Source organism: Anaerococcus sp. Marseille-P3625 (genome assembly GCF_900232825.1).
Lineage (GTDB): Bacteria > Bacillota > Clostridia > Tissierellales > Peptoniphilaceae > Anaerococcus.
The window spans coordinates 656,673-673,425 of sequence record NZ_OCTP01000011.1; the positions used below are offsets into that span (position 1 = coordinate 656,673).

Here is a 16,753-nt window from a genome sequence, read left to right on the forward strand (position 1 = left end):
TTTTCTTATCTTTATTGTTCTTTACCAAAACCTTTATAGTTTTCTACCTTGATTTCTCCATCAATTATTTTTTTAGCTAATTCGTCAACTTTATCAACGATTTCTTGTGGGAATTTGTCCCCTAAATGTTCTTTCATAACTGAGAAGTCTGTTAAAGAAACACCATTTTCAGCTAAAGATAGATATTTTGTTGATCCACCTTGGAATTTACCTTCTACTGCTGATTGAATTGTTAAATAAACTGCACTATCAACTCTTTTTACCATAGATGTTAAAACTGATCCTGGTTGATCGTTATCTTGGTCAAGGTCTACACCGATTGCGTATTTGCCAGCTTCTTTTGCTGCTTCCAATATTCCAGGGCCTGTTCCTGAAGCTACGTTCATTACAATATCTGCACCTTGGTCAAATTGTGCTAGTGTTAATTCTTTTCCTTTTAGTGGATCTGACCAGCTACCTGCAAATGATTGAAGAATTTTGATATCTGGGTTTATATATTTTGCACCTTGTTCATAGCCGGTATAGAAATCATGAAGTACTGGAATGTCCATTCCACCTACCCAACCGATTACTGCTTTATCATTTACGCCTTCAATTTCTGTATGTTGGGTAAATAAAGCTGCTGCTGCACCTGCTAAGAATGAACCTTCGTTTTGAGCAAATGAAATTGATTGAACATTTGGTAAATCAACTGTTGTATCGATTACAGCAAACATTTTGTCTGGATAATTTGGACCATGTTCTTGAATAAAGTCAGCTATATTTGATGATGCACCTATTATTAGATCATAATCATCTTCACAAGCAGAGATTAGGTTTGCTTCCCATTCTTGAGCTGTTAATCCTTCAAGAGAAGTTACTTCTACTCCAAAATCTTCAGTTGCTTTTTTAGCACCGATATTTGCTGAGTCGTTGTAGGATTTATCCCCTAATAATCCTGTATAAACTATAGCAACCTTTAATGGTTTGTCAGATTTTTTGCCAGTTTCTTCTTTATTTTCTTCTTTGTTCTCGTCTTTGTTTTCAACTTCTTTGTTTTCTTCAGTTTGAGTTTCTTCTTGTTTTACTTCTTCTTTAGTTTCCTTTGCTTGATTTGCTGGAGTTGCACATGCTGATAACGATAATGTTAAAAGTAATGCTCCTGCTAATTGTAATAATTTTTTCATTTCTCCCCCTTAAAATTTAACTCTTCTATTTCTTTCATAAATGGAATTGAGTTAGATGCTCCATTTTTCGCACAAGCCAATGATGCAGCTAAGCTTGCAATATTTAGACTTTCTTTTATAGTTCTTCCCTCTGATTGACAAGCTATATAGTATCCGCAGAAGGTATCTCCTGCTCCTGTAGTGTCGACTACTTTTGTTTTGCACGCATCATATTTTATCAATGTTTCCTTATGAGAATAGTAACCGCCTTCACCACCAAGGGTTAGGACTACTTCCATTTCCGGGTAAATTTTCTTAAAATATTCTAAAATTTCCAATTTACCATCTTTTTCTGATAGGCATTTGCCTTCATGTTCATTCAAAATAATACAATCAATCTTATTTAGGTCGACTTTATAGATATCTTCATTAATTGGTGATGGATTAAAAAATACCTTTAGTCCCATTTCATAGGACTTATCTACAATGTAATCAACATTATTAATTTCATTTTGTAAAAGTATATAATCTTCTTTATTAAAACCTTTTAATACCTGATCTATGTATTCTTCCTCAATCTTTTTATTAGCACCCCCTTCTACAATAATTGAATTTTGACCTAAGCTATCAATTTGTATGATAGCGTGTCCACTATCTCCTTTAACTTTTGTAATCAAATTATCAAGTTCATTTTCTTTCAAATAATCTATTAATACATTTCCATCATTATCACCAACGCAACCAGCAAGTTTTACATTTGCTCCTGCTCTTTTTAGAGCTATTGCTTGATTTAAGCCCTTACCTCCTATAAAACTTTCAAATTTTCTACAAGAAATTGTTTCTCCTTCGCTTACCATATGGTCGACTGAATATGTTCTATCGATATTTAGCGAACCAAAATCTAATACCTTTATTGTTTCTTTTATGATTTTTCACCTCTCTTTCTATTAAAACGTTTTACTTGGTGCTAAATTTTTTTATCTAGTGCTTTCTCTTATTACTAATTTAGGATCGACAAAAACATTTTTGCTTGCTAAAGGCTCATTTTTTATCAATTTATCTATCATATTAACTGCTTCTTTGGCTAATTGACCGAGGTTTTGATCAACTGAGCTAAGTTTTGTGCTAAGTAAATTATTTGTGTATAGGTTATCATAGCCTACTATGGATATATCTTCAGGAATTTTGACTTTCTTTTGATTAAAATACTCCATAAGTCCGTAAGCGCTCATGTCGTTAAAGCAAAATATGGCATCGACATCCTTATCTAAAAAATATTCTCCAGCCTTTAATCCGCCATCATAGGTAAAATCTGCATGAAAAATATTTTCGGATTTTATATGGATATTATGGTCGTTTGCACAATCTATGGCTCCGGATAATCTTCTGCTTGATACAGCTGAATCTCTAGGTCCTAAGGCAAGACCGATTTTTGTTAATCCTCTACTTATTAGATGATCGACAGCCAAATATCCGCCTTTTTTGTTATCACCAGTAACTATATTGGTGTCTTTATTATCATAATCAAATTCATCTAGGAATACGATTTTATTATTATTTAATATTTTTTTGCTAAATTGTTTAACTCTTCTATCTATGACAAAAGTTGCTTCTACAAAATTATTTTCTATCAAATTTTGAAAAGATTCTTCGGTTAGATCTTCGTTATTTGAATTAAAAATATACAAAAAATATTCTTTAAGTCTGATATATTTAGAAAGTTCTTTTGCCAATAAACCAAAAAAAGGATTTGATATATCTGGTATTATTAGCATAATAACGTTTGTTTTGCCACTAACCAAGCTTCTTGCAATGTTATTTGGCTTGTAATTTAATTCTTTTGCTGCTTCTATGACTTTCGTGCGTGTCTTACTTGATATCTTGTGCTTAGTGTCATTTAAGACCATAGATACTGTTGTAATAGAAACGTTTGCTAAGTGAGCAACATCTTTTATTGTACTCATCTTTACCTCATTAAAACGTTTTATTAATTATAAGTATAATACTTCATAAGAACGTTGTCAATACGATTTCTTAATTTTTTAACATTTCTTCTCTATAAATAAAAAAACTATCCCTTAATTAGTGGGGATAGTTGTGGATTTTGACAATATATTTGATAACTTTAATAAGACTTGTGAGCCTTTGTTTTTGTGGACTTTTGGCAAAGTATAAGCAATTTTTTAGTTTTTATTTTGGATTTTTCCCATTTGGTCCATGACATATTGAACCATTACTGCAGGAACTTGGTAGAAATATTCCTCATCCATAGCAAATTTTGGGCTATGATGGGCAAAAATTTTGCCGTCAATTTTTTGGGGGTTCATTAAAAAGAAAAATGATCCTGGTTTTTTTTCTAGATATACGGAAAAATCTTCGCCACTCATCAAAGGTTTTTTTAGTTCATAAACCTTTTCTGGAAACAACTTTTTGGCTGATGCCATCAGTTTTTCGGTAACTTTTGGATCATTTATTACCGAAGGATGCTTGCGAATATAATTAAATTCAATCCTTGCTCTTAAAGTTTCACCAATTCCTTCAATTATTTTTCCAAGACTTTTTTCCACTATATCTCGAGTTTCTGGTCTAAGTGTTCTAGTTGTACCTTCTAGATGAGCTGTTTCTGGTATGATGTTGAATGCTTTTCCTGCATTGATTACACCAAAAGATACTACAACTGGCTCTAGAGGTGAAATTTCTCTTGCTACTATTTCTTGTACACTTGTTATTATATATGATGCTATTACTATTGGGTCAATTGAGTTTTCTGGTTGTGAACCGTGAGATCCTTTACCTTTAATGTCAATTGTGAATTTGTCCATTGTTGCCATTGTAGGGCCTTTAGAAAATACTATGGCACCTTTTGGTACGTCATCGCCTGATAATAAGTTTCCATCATGGCAACCTAAAACTTCATCAACTTTGCTAAATTCTTCTGAATCTGCAATTTCAATTGATCCTGTTCCTAATTCTTCTGCTGGTTGGAAGATTAGCATTATTTTGCCATCAATTTCATCTTTGTGTTCTGATAATACTTTTGCTGCTGCTAATAGTTGGGCTGTGTGAGCATCGTGGCCACAAGCGTGCATTCTTCCTTTAACCTTTGATGCAAATTCAAGGCCTGTTTCTTCATTAACTGGTAGAGCATCCATGTCGCCTCTTAGAGCTATAACTTTACCCTTACTTTCTGGGTTAATGTAGCCAATTACACCGCCTTTGAAATTTCTGTGATTTTCAATGCCAAATTCGTCTAATTTTTCTGATACAAATTGGCAAGTGTTTTCTAGATCAAATCCTAATTCTGGATTTTCGTGAAGATGTCTTCTCCATTTGATCAAATCGTCATTAACTTTTTTAATTTCACTTAATACATCCATATACAATCCTAATTTTTATTTTTGACAAAAATTCTTTTATTAAGAATCATTTTAAATCTCTACAACATTTACTTTACTCTAAGTATTTTATTTATCTTAAGTTTAGACAAAGAAAAACTACCAGCAATTGCTGGTAGTCTTAGTTCTTAATTATTTTCCAAGTTCATCCATTACATATTGAACCATAACTGCAGGAACTTCATGCATGAATTCTTCAGTCATTGCAAATCTTGGGTTATGATGTGCATATACTTTGCCATCTATTTCTAGAGGATTATATAGGAAGAAGAATGCTCCTGGTTTCTTTTCTAGGTAGAATGCAAAGTCTTCGCCACCCATTATAGGTTTTTTCAATTCTATAACCTTCTCTGGGAATATTTTTTTAGCTGATGTCATCATTTTTTCTGTAATCTCAGCATCATTGATTACTGGAGGTGGTAGGCGGAAGAATTCATAGCTTATTTCTGCTCTAAATGTCTTGCCTATTCCTTCTGCTATTTCGCCAAGTCTTCTAGCTACAAGATCTCTAATTTCAGGAGTAAGTGTTCTTGTTGTACCTTCTAGATGAGCTGTTTCTGGTATGATGTTGAATGCTTTTCCTGCATTGATTACACCAAAAGATACTACAACTGGCTCTAGAGGTGAAATTTCTCTTGCTACTATTTCTTGTACACTTGTTATTATATATGATGCTATTACTATTGGGTCAATTGAGTTTTCTGGTTGTGAACCGTGAGATCCTTTACCTTTAATGTCAATTGTGAATTTGTCCATTGTTGCCATTGTAGGACCTTTTGAAAATACTAGAGCACCTTTTGGTACGTCATCGCCTGATAATAAGTTTCCATCATGGCAACCTAAAACTTCATCAACCTTACTAAATTCTTCTGAGTCTGCAATTTCAATTGATCCTGTTCCAAGTTCTTCTGCTGGTTGGAAGATTAGCATTATTTTGCCATCAATTTCATCTTTGTGTTCTGATAATACTTTTGCTGCTGCTAATAGTTGGGCTGTGTGAGCATCGTGGCCACAAGCGTGCATTCTTCCTTTAACCTTTGATGCAAATTCAAGGCCTGTTTCTTCATTAACTGGTAGAGCATCCATGTCGCCTCTTAGAGCTATAACTTTACCCTTACTTTCTGGGTTAATGTAGCCAATTACACCGCCTTTGAAATTTCTGTGATTTTCAATGCCAAATTCGTCTAATTTTTCTGATACAAATTTGCAAGTGTTTTCTAGATCAAATCCTAATTCTGGATTTTCGTGAAGATGTCTTCTCCATTTAATCAAATCATCATTAACTTTTTTAATTTCACTTAATACATCCATTACATATCTCCTTTTTTATTATTTCTTTCCATCCATTATAAAACCAAATGCAACTGTTGAGAATACCATTGCCGGAACTAATACGTATGCTGGTAAGGTAAAGAATTTCATTAATATAAATCCAACTATAAATGCAAATACACCATATTTTGGATTTTTGATTGCGTTCATTCCAAACATTGCTCCAAATATTGCTGGAGATACATAGTTAAATGCTTCTATAACTATTGGTGGGAATAATCCCATAATCCAAGCTCCTGCAAATGCAGCAAGTGTTGTAAATGCTAAGTTTGTAACTACTGATCCACAGATACCAAGTGTTGATACTAATTCAGCTTTTTTGGTACCAGGTGTTGTACCTAATGTTTGTTGAGCTATAGCAGATGCTGGAACTCTTACGTTACCGATGTTTCCTGATAAACATCCTATATATGTACCTGCAAGCCCAAAAACTGGGAAATAAGAAATTGGCTCTATAATAGCATAAATTAAGAATATTGAAGCTATAAGTCCCCAACCTTTTAAAATATCTTCTGTTGGTGGTTTAGCACCAAATACAAACCACATTACTAAAGCTGGAACAAAGCATAATAGTATAGAAAGAAGATTTATAAATCTACCATATTTAATAATAGGCTTAGTAAATTCCATTTCATATTGTTTGTTTAAATTTTCGTCCATAACTATCTCCTTATTTCACAATAATAGCGGCAATCATTCCTATTATCATAGCAAGACCTAAGTTAAATTCGTTAAGTTTAGGATATTTTTTGCCAATTTCAGTAAGAACACCCATTGATAATGCTGATGCTACTACTGCTGCGATATTTGCGTGATTATCTGGTGCTAGACCTTTGATAAATTCGTTAACTGCAAAGTATCCGAAAGCACCACACATAGCTGTAACTGAAAGAATACCTAATTTTTTGGTATCTCCACCAGTAACCTTGTGGCTGATTATATCTAATTTATCTGTAAATAAACCAGAAGTAAATAACCAAGCTCCACCATTTAGGGCCATAACCCAAGTAGCGTTAGCATAGTTAATTAAGGTATAATTGTCTGCTCCTAAGGTTACATCTTGTGCTTTTGCAGCCATATTTGCAGCTGCAAGTTCTGTTGGTGCTGCACCTATGATTGAAAGTCTTTGCCAAGAAAGTGGCGCTCCTATTGCTGCCATCAAACCAAGCATTACAATAAATACACCAAGAGATGGACCTATTGCTGCTGTCGCACCAACTTTGAAAGCTCTATTGGCTTCTTTTTCATCTAAGCCGACTAATGATCCTGCTTCTTTAGCTTTTTTTGTAAAAATAAAAGCTTCAGATAGTACGGCCACGACTACTGGCACAACAGATAACCACATAGGCCAACTGTTGGCTACGTCCAAAAAGTTTTTCATTTTTTATTCCTCCCCGAATAATTTTTTCGCTAACCTTAATTTATAAAAATATAGGAAAACGATTTATGCTATAAGTATAAACCATTTACTTCATTAAGTCAATGAAGCATATAAATAATATATTTTCTATTTAAAAGTTTACCATATCGATTTTTCAAAAATTAAAACATTTTACCTTTTTAAATAACAAAAAAATAGCTGGAGATTAATCTCCAGCTAAGTGTTTTTAATTATGAGCGTGCTCTGATGCTTTTCCTTTTAGGAAATTGTATTCATAGTCATTTAGTAAGTCCCTTACATCATTTCTTAGGATGAATAGGGCGATAACGTTTGGTATAACCATCAAAGAGTTAAATAAGTCTGATAATGACCAAACTAAATCGATCTTTTGGAAAGAACCTACTACTATAAATGCAATTACAATGATTCTATAAGGAGTAAGACCTTTTTTACCAAATAAGAATTTGATATTTGTTTCACCAAAGTAATACCAACCTATAATTGTTGTAAATGCAAAGAATGTTAGGGCAACTGCTAGTAGAACGAGTCCTAGTCTACCAAAGCCAATTTCAAAAGCTTTTTGTGTTAGTAATGCTCCTGTTAGTCCTGAATCCATTGAATCTGTAACAAGTACTATAAGTGCTGTTGCAGAACAAATTACTATTGTATCTATAAATACACCAACCATAGCTGTTAGACCTTGTTGTGCAGGGTGGTCAACATTTGCTGTAGCGTGAGCGTGTGGGGTAGAACCCATACCAGCTTCGTTAGAGAATAATCCACGAGCTACACCATATCTGATGGCTTGTTTTATACCAAAACCAAGGGCACCGCCTGCAGCAGCTTCTGGTGTGAAAGCAGCTTGGAAGATAAGCTTAAATGAAGGACCTATGTGGTCTCTAAACTTAACTAAAGTTAGAATAGCAAAAATTATATAAATTACTGCCATAAAAGGAACTACTAATTGTGCAAAGTTTGCAATTCTGTCGATACCACCGATAAATACTAAGGCAGCAAATATTGCGATAATTATACCTATTACTACAAGAGGGATTTGTGGAAATGCTGCATTTACAGCACCTGCAATTGAGTTGGATTGGGTCATATTACCAAAAAATCCAAGAGCAATAATTATCATGACTGAAAAGAATGTAGCTAAGAATTTAGCAAGTCCCTTGTTTTTCAAACCATTTGTGATGTAGTAAGCAGGTCCACCAACCCAGTTACCATCTTCGTCTTTTACTCTATATTTTTGAGCAAGTACAGCCTCAGCAAATATAGTACCCATGCCAAATAAGGACATGATCCACATCCAGAAGATTGCTCCTGGACCACCAGATACCATTGCTGTTGCAACACCTGCTACGTTTCCTGTACCAACTTGGGCAGCTATAGCTACAGCCAAGGCTTGGAAGGATGAGATACCGTCGTCAGATTTTTTAAACATTCCACCAAAGGTTTGTTTAAAAGCAGCGCCAAATTTTCTAAATTGAACTCCTCTGTTTAAGAATAAGAAGAGTATACCACTTGCCACTAGAGCAAAGGTTAGAAGGTAATCTACGATTACAGAGTTTAATTTACCTATAATTTCTAACATAAGTTTTCCTTTCGTAATGATTGTTATAAGATTAATAAACCGAATTTTCTTGTGAAAACTTTATCAATTGTAATCAAAAAAATTTAGCTCTATTGATTAATAAAAAAATTTGGGAAGGGGAATAAATCCCCTCCAAATTTATTCAATAAAGTTAGCTTCTTGTAAGATTTTTCTTACTTGTTCAAGTTTATCTTCGCTTACCATTACAACTGGTCCAGTACAACCCATTGCAGATTCAGCGTAGATTCCATTTTTGTGAACTACTTTTATGGCATCTTCTATCTCAAGGATATCAATTCCACCTATTGAAGCATTTACTATTTCCTTATCTGGAACTTTTACTTCTTCAGTATCTGCCGCACTTTGCTTTGGTTCTAATGAAGCTAGTATTTCTTTTAGTCCTGCTTTGTTAGCAGCCTTAAATACTTCTTTAGATACTTCATTAATATTGCCCTTAGCAGATGCAATAGCATATCTGATAGCAGATTCTATAACTGGAGTACCACTTGCACGTGATACGATATATACAGGTGTGTAGAATCCTTCGCCAATTGATGGACCATATCCTGATCCTGTAGTTTCGTAGAAACCACCTGATGTATAGGATGAGAAAACTTTTTGAATTACATTGCCTGTAAGAGAGTCACAAACTACTATATCAGAGCTTGCTGCTAATAGGTCGTTTCCACGGAATACTACTCCGCCATCGCCTCTTTTACTTTCAGAAAATGTAAGTTCAAAGCCGTTATGCTTTAATTCTTTAAGTTTCTTTTCTACAACTCTTGCAGAGTCTACATTTAGGATTCCTATAGTAGGATTTTTGATACCATTAGCTTTGGCAGCAATTATTCCGTCAACTGCATTTAAAACCATAGCTTTTTCTCTGTTGGTATCATTAGTTCCTGTAGTATTTGCTATATAAACATATTTACCATTAGCAGGAGAAACTACTCTTCCCACGGTTGAAACACCGATAGGAAATGGGTAGTGCATAGTTACTGCGGCATCGATTTTGCCTTCTTTAAATAGGCCTTCGATTACTTCAGCGTTTCCTGCATCGTCACTTGCTTCATAATATTCGAATTCGTCTGTGTATTTTTCTCCGACAATAATTATATTTGCTTCATGTTTTAGATTTTCAATAGCATGATTGATATTGTCAGCACCCAATTCGCTTAAGAAGTTTGTTACTGCTATGGTAGGTTTGTTTAAGCTTTCACCACTTTCAAGTAAACTTGCTATTTCATCTAGTGATTTTGCTAAACTTAATTTATCCATAGTTAAGCTTCCTTTGTTAAGTCTTCAGAAATTTTTCTTAAAGCTTCAGCTAAGAAGTTTCTTATTTCTTGGCTATCGCTTGATCCTGTTTCAGATGTAGCTTCGCCTGTTTCTCCACTATTTTTTTGGATTAAGATAGAAACACCATCAAATAGGTTGGTCATTCTTCCAAGGAATAATGAACCTTTACCTATAAGCATAGCACGTTCTATTTTGCCAGTTTTTATGTCATCGATCATTTGACCAATGTATGGAGCAGCTGATGGGATGTGTCCTTGTGTTGGAGCCCAACCAACCATTCCTTTTTCTTTGATAAAGTTTAGAAGTTCTTTTCTATCAAGTTCACCATTTTTTACTGCAAGAGCAGCTATCATCTTGTAGTTAGCTTCTGGTACATTACCTGCACCTGCTGGAACTGTGATATCTGGGTTTTGCATTTCTGGTGAGAATTTATCAACGTCTGTAATTTTTAGACCATTATCTGCTAGTGGTTTAGCTACTAGACTTGTGATAACAGCTTGAGGACTTGATCCAGTATTAACTGTATGACGACCTACTATGTCAGTTCTAATTTCTGGAGATTCTCCATCATTTTCTGAGATTAAAACTGCGAAGCCACCAAGAACATCTTCAAAAATTGGCAAATCTTTTTTAACATGGTCACGAGCATTCATACCAAGTTTTGGTATACATCCACCAGCTACAACCAATACATTTTTGTATACGCCTGCTTTTACTAGAGCAGATGCTTCGATTATACTATGAACTGGTGCTGCACAGAATCCTCTTGTATCAGAACCTGTAGCGTTACCTAGTTGTAAAACTTCAGCTATAGATTTAGCAAAGTTTCCACCACCTCTTTGGTTAACATCACCACAAGCTTCTTCTGAACATTCTACTACATAATCGATAGAATCTTTGTCGATTCCTTCTCTTATTACTTCAAGACCTGAAATTGCACCTGTAGCTTTAACCGCAAGATTTTCAAGCATATATTCTGCTGAAAGGTTTTGGTCAGATTCATGAGCTGCTCTTACATAACCAACTAATTTGCCATCCATATTTAATGGTTCAGCATGTTTACTATCTATTAATTCTTGAGCATGAGCTAGATCTGATCCTTTTACTTTGTGGAATTCATTTTCTAACTCTGGGAATCTTTTTTTGAAATCTTCAAAGTTTTCATTTACGAATTCTTCTGATAAATAAACAAGATCAAATTCATCAACAAGTCTTAAAAGAATAAATAGTTCTTTTTCATTGATTATAAAGCCATGTTTACCTTCAACTTTACCATCTTTATATTCTATATCAGAGAAAGGTAATTTTTTGCCTTCTAAAGCTTCTGGTGTTTCATTGCCTATATAAATTTGGTTTGGTAGGTAGTTTACAACTTCTTCATAGCTTCTAACGTGGGACTCGAAATTTTTTAGAAAATCGCCATCAGGATTGTTTAAATGTTCAACGACAAATGTGCTTCCAGCCGTCCTCATAAGGTTTGGAGCATATGCCAAGGTGAATCCTGCTTTTTTAAATACTGGATACATTATTCCTCCTAATTTTCAAAAACTGTTTGTTCTGAAATTTCAGTTTCCAAAGCTCTCAATGCTTTTTCAACTAAATGGTAACGTAAATCATATTCGTCCTGATCACTAAGTTCTGGGTTACCTAGTGGATAAGGAATTGCTACTGTAGGTACAATTCTGTTTGCTCCGATTGTTAATGAAATTGGAGTAATTGTACACATGTGAACTACAGGGAATCCTGCAGCTTCTATAGCTTTAACCATTGTTGCACCGCAACGTGTACAGGTACCTCAGGTACTTGTAAGTATAACTGCATCAACTTTATCTTCTTTTAGATATTCTGCTATTTCTTCACCAAATTTCTTAGCAGATGCTATAGCGGTACCATTACCTACTGTTGCATACCAATAATCATGAAGGGAACCAATTTTTCCTTCTTTTACCATGTTTTTAACAACATCTAGTGGAACAACTCTGTTTGGATTTGTATTTGCATAAGTTGGGTCATAACCACCGTGTGCTGTTTCTGCATTTTCACTTGTGAATTTATCAATACCTGAAAGATCATATCTTCCATATTTAGAAGCTGATGATGATTCAATGTGATCTGGGTTTCCTTTTGGTACAATACCACCACTTGTTACAAGGGCAATTTTAATCTTGGAAACATCTTTTACAGCTGGTTGTGGATCTACTCTATCGAATGTAGGCATTGGATATTCTGTTTCAAATTCTTCGCCTGCGATCTTTTTAAGTAGCATTTTAACAGCTCTTTCAGATCCGTTTTCTTCTGCAAAATAATTCTTTCTTACACCTTGAGCCATGTATCCGTCAGCTTTTGGTGATACTTCTTCATTGTTTGCTAGTTTTTTAGCAAGGGAAGCTACTGATTTAATAGCACCTCTCATGCCTGCTGCACTATCTTTGGTTTCTACAATATATACGTACTTTTTGTACATATCAGCACCTGGGTTTTCAACATACATAGCTGTGATAGCTGGTATATTTAATTCTTCTTTAACAGCTGTTGTGATAGAACCTGCTGCTACACCATAACGACCAGCGTTAAATGCAGGTCCTGCTATAAAGAAGTCAGGATTTTGTTCTTTGATAAAACCTAAGATTGTTTCTTTTGCACTAGCTTCGTTTTCATTGTAATATGAGTCACCACAAACAACTGCTGCTACAACTTCAAATTCGTCGCCTAGTTGTTTTTGTAGTTGAACACTAATTGGAGGAAGAGATTCTGCCAAAAATGGTGCTATGTCAGCTTTTTCTTCTCCACCAATACCAGCATAGAACTGGTTGATATAATGAACTAATCTAATAGCCATATGCACTCCTTATTAATCGAGGAATTCCTCTCTTATGTCATTCATTTCTTCTGCTATTTCGTCAACATCAAGAACCATCTCCATCATTCCGATTTCTGCATCGTAAACATCTGGATCGATTAATTCTTTGATTTCATTTTCTACAACGTGATAGGTTAATAGTTTTAATTCAACTCCTGCAAGTGGTCCTGCAAATGTTGGATCGCCACCCATAACTGTTTCTGCGGTCAGACCTGCCGCTTCGGCTTCTGCTGCACCTAGGATAACCACGATATTTTCTCTGCCATATTCAGCTTCGAAATCTTTAACTCTCTTTTGGTTTTCTAGATCCATTGCGCCGGCGCTTGTTCAGACAAAACATTCTGTTGCAGAAAATATTACGTCTGTGTTATCAACTGTCTCAACACATGTTTTGATTGCTTCTCCTGGGATTCCATCACGGTCGCCTAGGATAATAATCTTTTTATTTTCTAGTAAGTTAGACATTATTACTCCTTTTTTCTTTTCTAAATTTCAGACCTTTTGATTTAGTTATAAAGTCTTTGCAGATAAATAACCAAATCCAGTTTCGTTTGTAGCTCCTGTTATAGCTTGAAGTTCAACTTCTAGTGTGCCATCTTCTCTAAGAGCATGGTCATTACCACCAGCGATTATATGAACTTTGTCAAGATCGCCTATAACTTTATCCATCTTTGGAAGAATTACTACTTCGTTTGCGTTTCCACCTGTAACTGTTGCTGTTGCTAGTGGGTCAGCATCTGCAAGTGATTGGCTTGCTCCATCTTGACCTGCATATTCATCTGTGATTAATACTGTCTTGATGTCTTTTTTCTCAAGTTTAACACAGTTCATAATTAGATCGGCATCTGGGTTACCAAATCCTTCTTGGCTTACTATAGCAGCGTCAGCTCCTAAGAATTGTGCCAATTTACTTGCCATATCTGATGATCTTTTCTTATCCATCAAGAATACATTTTCGTTGGTAATTACACAACCCATGAAGTTAAGTGTTTTGCCATCTTCTTCATAAAGTCTTTTAATTACTTCGTTGTTTAAATGTACGTATGTTGGGTTTTTGTCACATGCAGATACGCAGTTACCAGATACTATTGCTCCATCCATTACTTCTGTTGGATATATAAATGTTGGGATGATTTTCTTAGCATCTACACCGTATACATAAGTATCGTGTAATAAGCCTTGTGTTTGAAGCATGTATACATAAACTACATTTGGAAGTCCATTGTTTAATTGATGGATTTCTTTGATTGTTTTTGTTTCGTATACTTTTGTTTCATCACATTCGATATCTGTTGCAAGTTTACCGATGAATTCTGTAATACGTAGACCAACCAAACGAACAGATTCTTCGTGTTGTTTTTGGTTAGCGCCTTCTTTTTTGGTTGCTATTACAACTAAGTTGTTTAATTTAGAAAATGGTGTATATTTTGCACCTTCTCCACTCATATCGATAATTCCTTCTTGGAAACCAACGATTGAGCCTGTTGTAACTACAGCCATATTTTTAAGGCATTTTGTAAAACCAGATCCTACTTGGTCAACTTCATTTAAGATGCCAGGGAAGATCTTTCCACCTTCAATTTTAACTCTTGGTTCGTTAACATCCTTTACTGGGATGATTCTTGTAGATTCTCCTGGTTTTGCAATATCAAAGTCAAGAGATTCTAGGTGAGTTTCGGATAATTTTGCAGCTTCTATCATTTCTTCTTTGTTAACATAAAGAATATGATCTTTTATCTCAGATTTTTCAGCAAATTGAATATCTTTGATAAAGATTTCGCCTAATTCAAGACGCATAAAGCCTCCTTATTAAATTTTATTGATTGAATTATAAATTCTCTTCAACAATTTTTCTTATATTTTCTTCTGTACATTCATCCTCATGAAGTTCAGCAATTTTTTCACCATTGTTGTAAACTATCATTGTAGGAAGTCCAAGTACACCTTGTTTGATTGCTACACGTCTAGCTTTTGTAATGTTTAAATCACAGAATTTCATTTTACCTTCGTATTCTTCTGCAAGGCTATCTACAAATGGTTTTAAAGCCATGCATGGAACACATGATTCTGACCAGAAATCTACAAATACTTTTCCTTCATATTCATTTACTTCAGGTTCAAATGTTTTTTTGTCTAATGAAATCATCATAATATAAACTCTCCTTAATAATCTAAATCTTTTAGTTCTTTTTCAGCTGTTACTGCAGCAATTGCTCCATCTGATGCAGCCGTTATTACTTGTCTTAACACTGTGTTTCTAATATCGCCTATAGCATAAACACCTTTGATGTTTGTTCTCATCTTTTCATCTGTAATGATATATCCAGATTCGTCAAGATCTAATTGACCTTCAACTAATTCGTTTGCTGGGTTGTAACCTACAAATACGAAAACTCCAAGAATTCCATCATCTTCATCAGCATCGTAAACCCATTCTTCACCAGTTTCATTGTTTACTAGTAATAGTTGATCTACAACTTCATGACCTCTGATTTCCTTAATTGATGTGTGATACATAACTTCTAGCTTATCATTTGCCTTAGCACGTTCTTCAACTACAGCATCGCATCTTAATTTTTCACGTCTGCAAAGAACTGTTACTTTTCTAGCAAATTTTGTTAGATACATAGCTTCTTCTACAGCGGAGTTACGAGCACCAACTACAAAAACTTCTAAGTCTGTGAAGAAGTCTCCATCACATGTTGCACAATAAGAAACACCCTTTGTGGTATATTCTTTTTCTCCTGGAACATTAAGTTTTCTTGGGTTAGCACCTGTTGCAATGATTACAGCTTTAGCTTCGATAGTTTCACCATTTGCAAGTTCAATTTTTTTAACGTCACCTTCTAATTGAACTTTTACGACATTTGCTTTTTTGATAGGAACGTTAAATCTTTCAACTTGTTGTTTCATCCTATCAGTAAGAGCTTTACCACTTTCAGGTTCTCCAGCTTTTCCACCTGGATAATTTTCAATTTCATCTGAAATGGCGATTTGTCCACCAACTGCATCTTTTTCGATTATTAGTGTGTTTAGACGTGAACGACCAGCGTATAAGCCTGCGGATAATCCGCCAGGACCTGCACCAATAATTACTAAATCATACATTCTTATATCCTCCTTCCATATTTTCCTTTATTATTTGAAAGTCTATATATGCGTAATCCTTAATAACCTCATCAGAAGCATCTCTCATTTTTGTTTTTTTAAGAATGTCTTCAATTTTGTTAATTGATGTTTCAATCAGATTTAGAGATTCATTATCTAAATGCTCTGATTTTTCGATTATTATTGTCCTATAGAACAATTCGTGGGGTCTAAAATTACCATAAAGAGGGTGAGTTAAGAGTTTATAGTTTTGGTGAACATAATTTCTACCAATTCTTAAAATCTCAAGTGGCTCAACATCTTTGTAGATAAAATCAACCTCTGGATAATTTTCTTTCATATAGTCAATAAACATAGGATTATTTGTTATTAACACATTGCCTCCAAATAAAAAAGCGACACGAAAATTAGTCATTTTTTCTGTCGCAACCTTCAGAATCTCATCAGCCATGGGTCCTTTTACCTGAGAAATTCATAACTATGTGACTACAATAGTTACTTGTACCTTCGGTTTTTGACTTAACAAAATCTAACCATAACTTCATCTGATTATGTTATTATTTTATCACAAGTTAAGCAAAAAATCAACTATCATATCGTTTTCCAAATTTATTTTCAAATAAAGTGCAAAATAAT

At 34.4% G+C, this 16,753-nt stretch carries 16 protein-coding genes and 1 riboswitch; all 16 genes read right to left on the minus strand.

Features of this window, described 5'->3' with window-relative positions; genetic code table 11:
* Positions 1–11: 11 nt before the first annotated feature.
* Entirely contained in the window at positions 12–1,166 is a 1,155-nt protein-coding gene (locus tag CS884_RS08430) for a BMP family protein (RefSeq protein WP_099321398.1), read from the minus strand.
* The gene (locus CS884_RS08435) at positions 1,163–2,074 is read right to left on the minus strand and encodes a ribokinase (RefSeq protein ID WP_099321399.1); all 912 of its coding nucleotides are present in this window, start codon (positions 2,072–2,074) and stop codon (positions 1,163–1,165) included. Before CS884_RS08435 ends, CS884_RS08430 begins: the two co-directional genes overlap by 4 nt.
* A 48-nt stretch (positions 2,075–2,122) precedes the next feature.
* Positions 2,123–3,109: a LacI family DNA-binding transcriptional regulator gene (locus tag CS884_RS08440; protein ID WP_099321400.1), complete on the minus strand. Its 987-nt coding sequence runs from the start codon at positions 3,107–3,109 to the stop codon at positions 2,123–2,125.
* Between the two features lie 219 nt (positions 3,110–3,328).
* On the minus strand, positions 3,329–4,522 hold the full coding sequence (locus CS884_RS08445; protein WP_099321401.1) for a M20 family metallopeptidase: 1,194 nt from the start codon (positions 4,520–4,522) through the stop codon (positions 3,329–3,331).
* A 150-nt stretch (positions 4,523–4,672) separates the two neighbouring features.
* Positions 4,673–5,851, minus strand: a complete 1,179-nt coding sequence (locus CS884_RS08450) for a M20 family metallopeptidase (RefSeq protein WP_099321402.1) — start codon at positions 5,849–5,851, stop codon at positions 4,673–4,675.
* A gap of 18 nt (positions 5,852–5,869) precedes the next feature.
* Complete coding sequence (locus CS884_RS08455) at positions 5,870–6,532, minus strand: hypothetical protein (protein WP_099321403.1); 663 nt, start codon at positions 6,530–6,532, stop codon at positions 5,870–5,872.
* 10 nt (positions 6,533–6,542) lie between these two features.
* Positions 6,543–7,253 carry a DUF5058 family protein gene (locus tag CS884_RS08460; protein WP_099321404.1) on the minus strand — a complete coding sequence of 237 codons (711 nt, stop codon included), beginning with the start codon at positions 7,251–7,253 and terminating at the stop codon, positions 6,543–6,545.
* A gap of 226 nt (positions 7,254–7,479) precedes the next feature.
* Positions 7,480–8,850, minus strand: a complete 1,371-nt coding sequence (locus CS884_RS08465; protein ID WP_099321405.1) for a sodium:alanine symporter family protein — start codon at positions 8,848–8,850, stop codon at positions 7,480–7,482.
* A gap of 138 nt (positions 8,851–8,988) precedes the next feature.
* Entirely contained in the window at positions 8,989–10,128 is a 1,140-nt protein-coding gene (gene grdD / locus CS884_RS08470) for a glycine/sarcosine/betaine reductase complex component C subunit alpha (RefSeq protein WP_099321406.1), read from the minus strand.
* Positions 10,129–10,130: 2 nt separating this feature from the next.
* Positions 10,131–11,675: a glycine/sarcosine/betaine reductase complex component C subunit beta gene (gene grdC, locus CS884_RS08475; protein ID WP_257875775.1), complete on the minus strand. Its 1,545-nt coding sequence runs from the start codon at positions 11,673–11,675 to the stop codon at positions 10,131–10,133.
* An 8-nt stretch (positions 11,676–11,683) separates the two neighbouring features.
* A complete protein-coding gene (gene grdB / locus CS884_RS08480) occupies positions 11,684–12,988 on the minus strand; it encodes a glycine reductase complex selenoprotein B (RefSeq protein WP_099321408.1) in 1,305 nt (434 codons plus the stop codon).
* 12 nt (positions 12,989–13,000) lie between these two features.
* On the minus strand, positions 13,001–13,474 hold the full coding sequence (gene grdA / locus CS884_RS08485; RefSeq protein ID WP_099321409.1) for a glycine/sarcosine/betaine reductase complex selenoprotein A: 474 nt from the start codon (positions 13,472–13,474) through the stop codon (positions 13,001–13,003).
* A 45-nt stretch (positions 13,475–13,519) separates the two neighbouring features.
* Positions 13,520–14,806 (minus strand): glycine/sarcosine/betaine reductase component B subunit, encoded by a 1,287-nt coding sequence (locus CS884_RS08490; RefSeq protein WP_099321410.1) that lies wholly within the window; start codon positions 14,804–14,806, stop codon positions 13,520–13,522.
* A 31-nt stretch (positions 14,807–14,837) separates the two neighbouring features.
* A complete protein-coding gene (locus tag CS884_RS08495) occupies positions 14,838–15,158 on the minus strand; it encodes a co-chaperone YbbN (RefSeq protein ID WP_225791806.1) in 321 nt (106 codons plus the stop codon).
* A 14-nt stretch (positions 15,159–15,172) separates the two neighbouring features.
* Positions 15,173–16,117: a thioredoxin-disulfide reductase gene (gene trxB, locus CS884_RS08500; RefSeq protein ID WP_099321411.1), complete on the minus strand. Its 945-nt coding sequence runs from the start codon at positions 16,115–16,117 to the stop codon at positions 15,173–15,175.
* Complete coding sequence (locus CS884_RS10535) at positions 16,110–16,493, minus strand: GrdX family protein (protein WP_143434422.1); 384 nt, start codon at positions 16,491–16,493, stop codon at positions 16,110–16,112. The genes trxB and CS884_RS10535 overlap by 8 nt, the downstream gene beginning before the upstream one ends.
* A 65-nt stretch (positions 16,494–16,558) precedes the next feature.
* Positions 16,559–16,662: riboswitch (glycine riboswitch) on the minus strand.
* Positions 16,663–16,753: the final 91 nt, after the last annotated feature.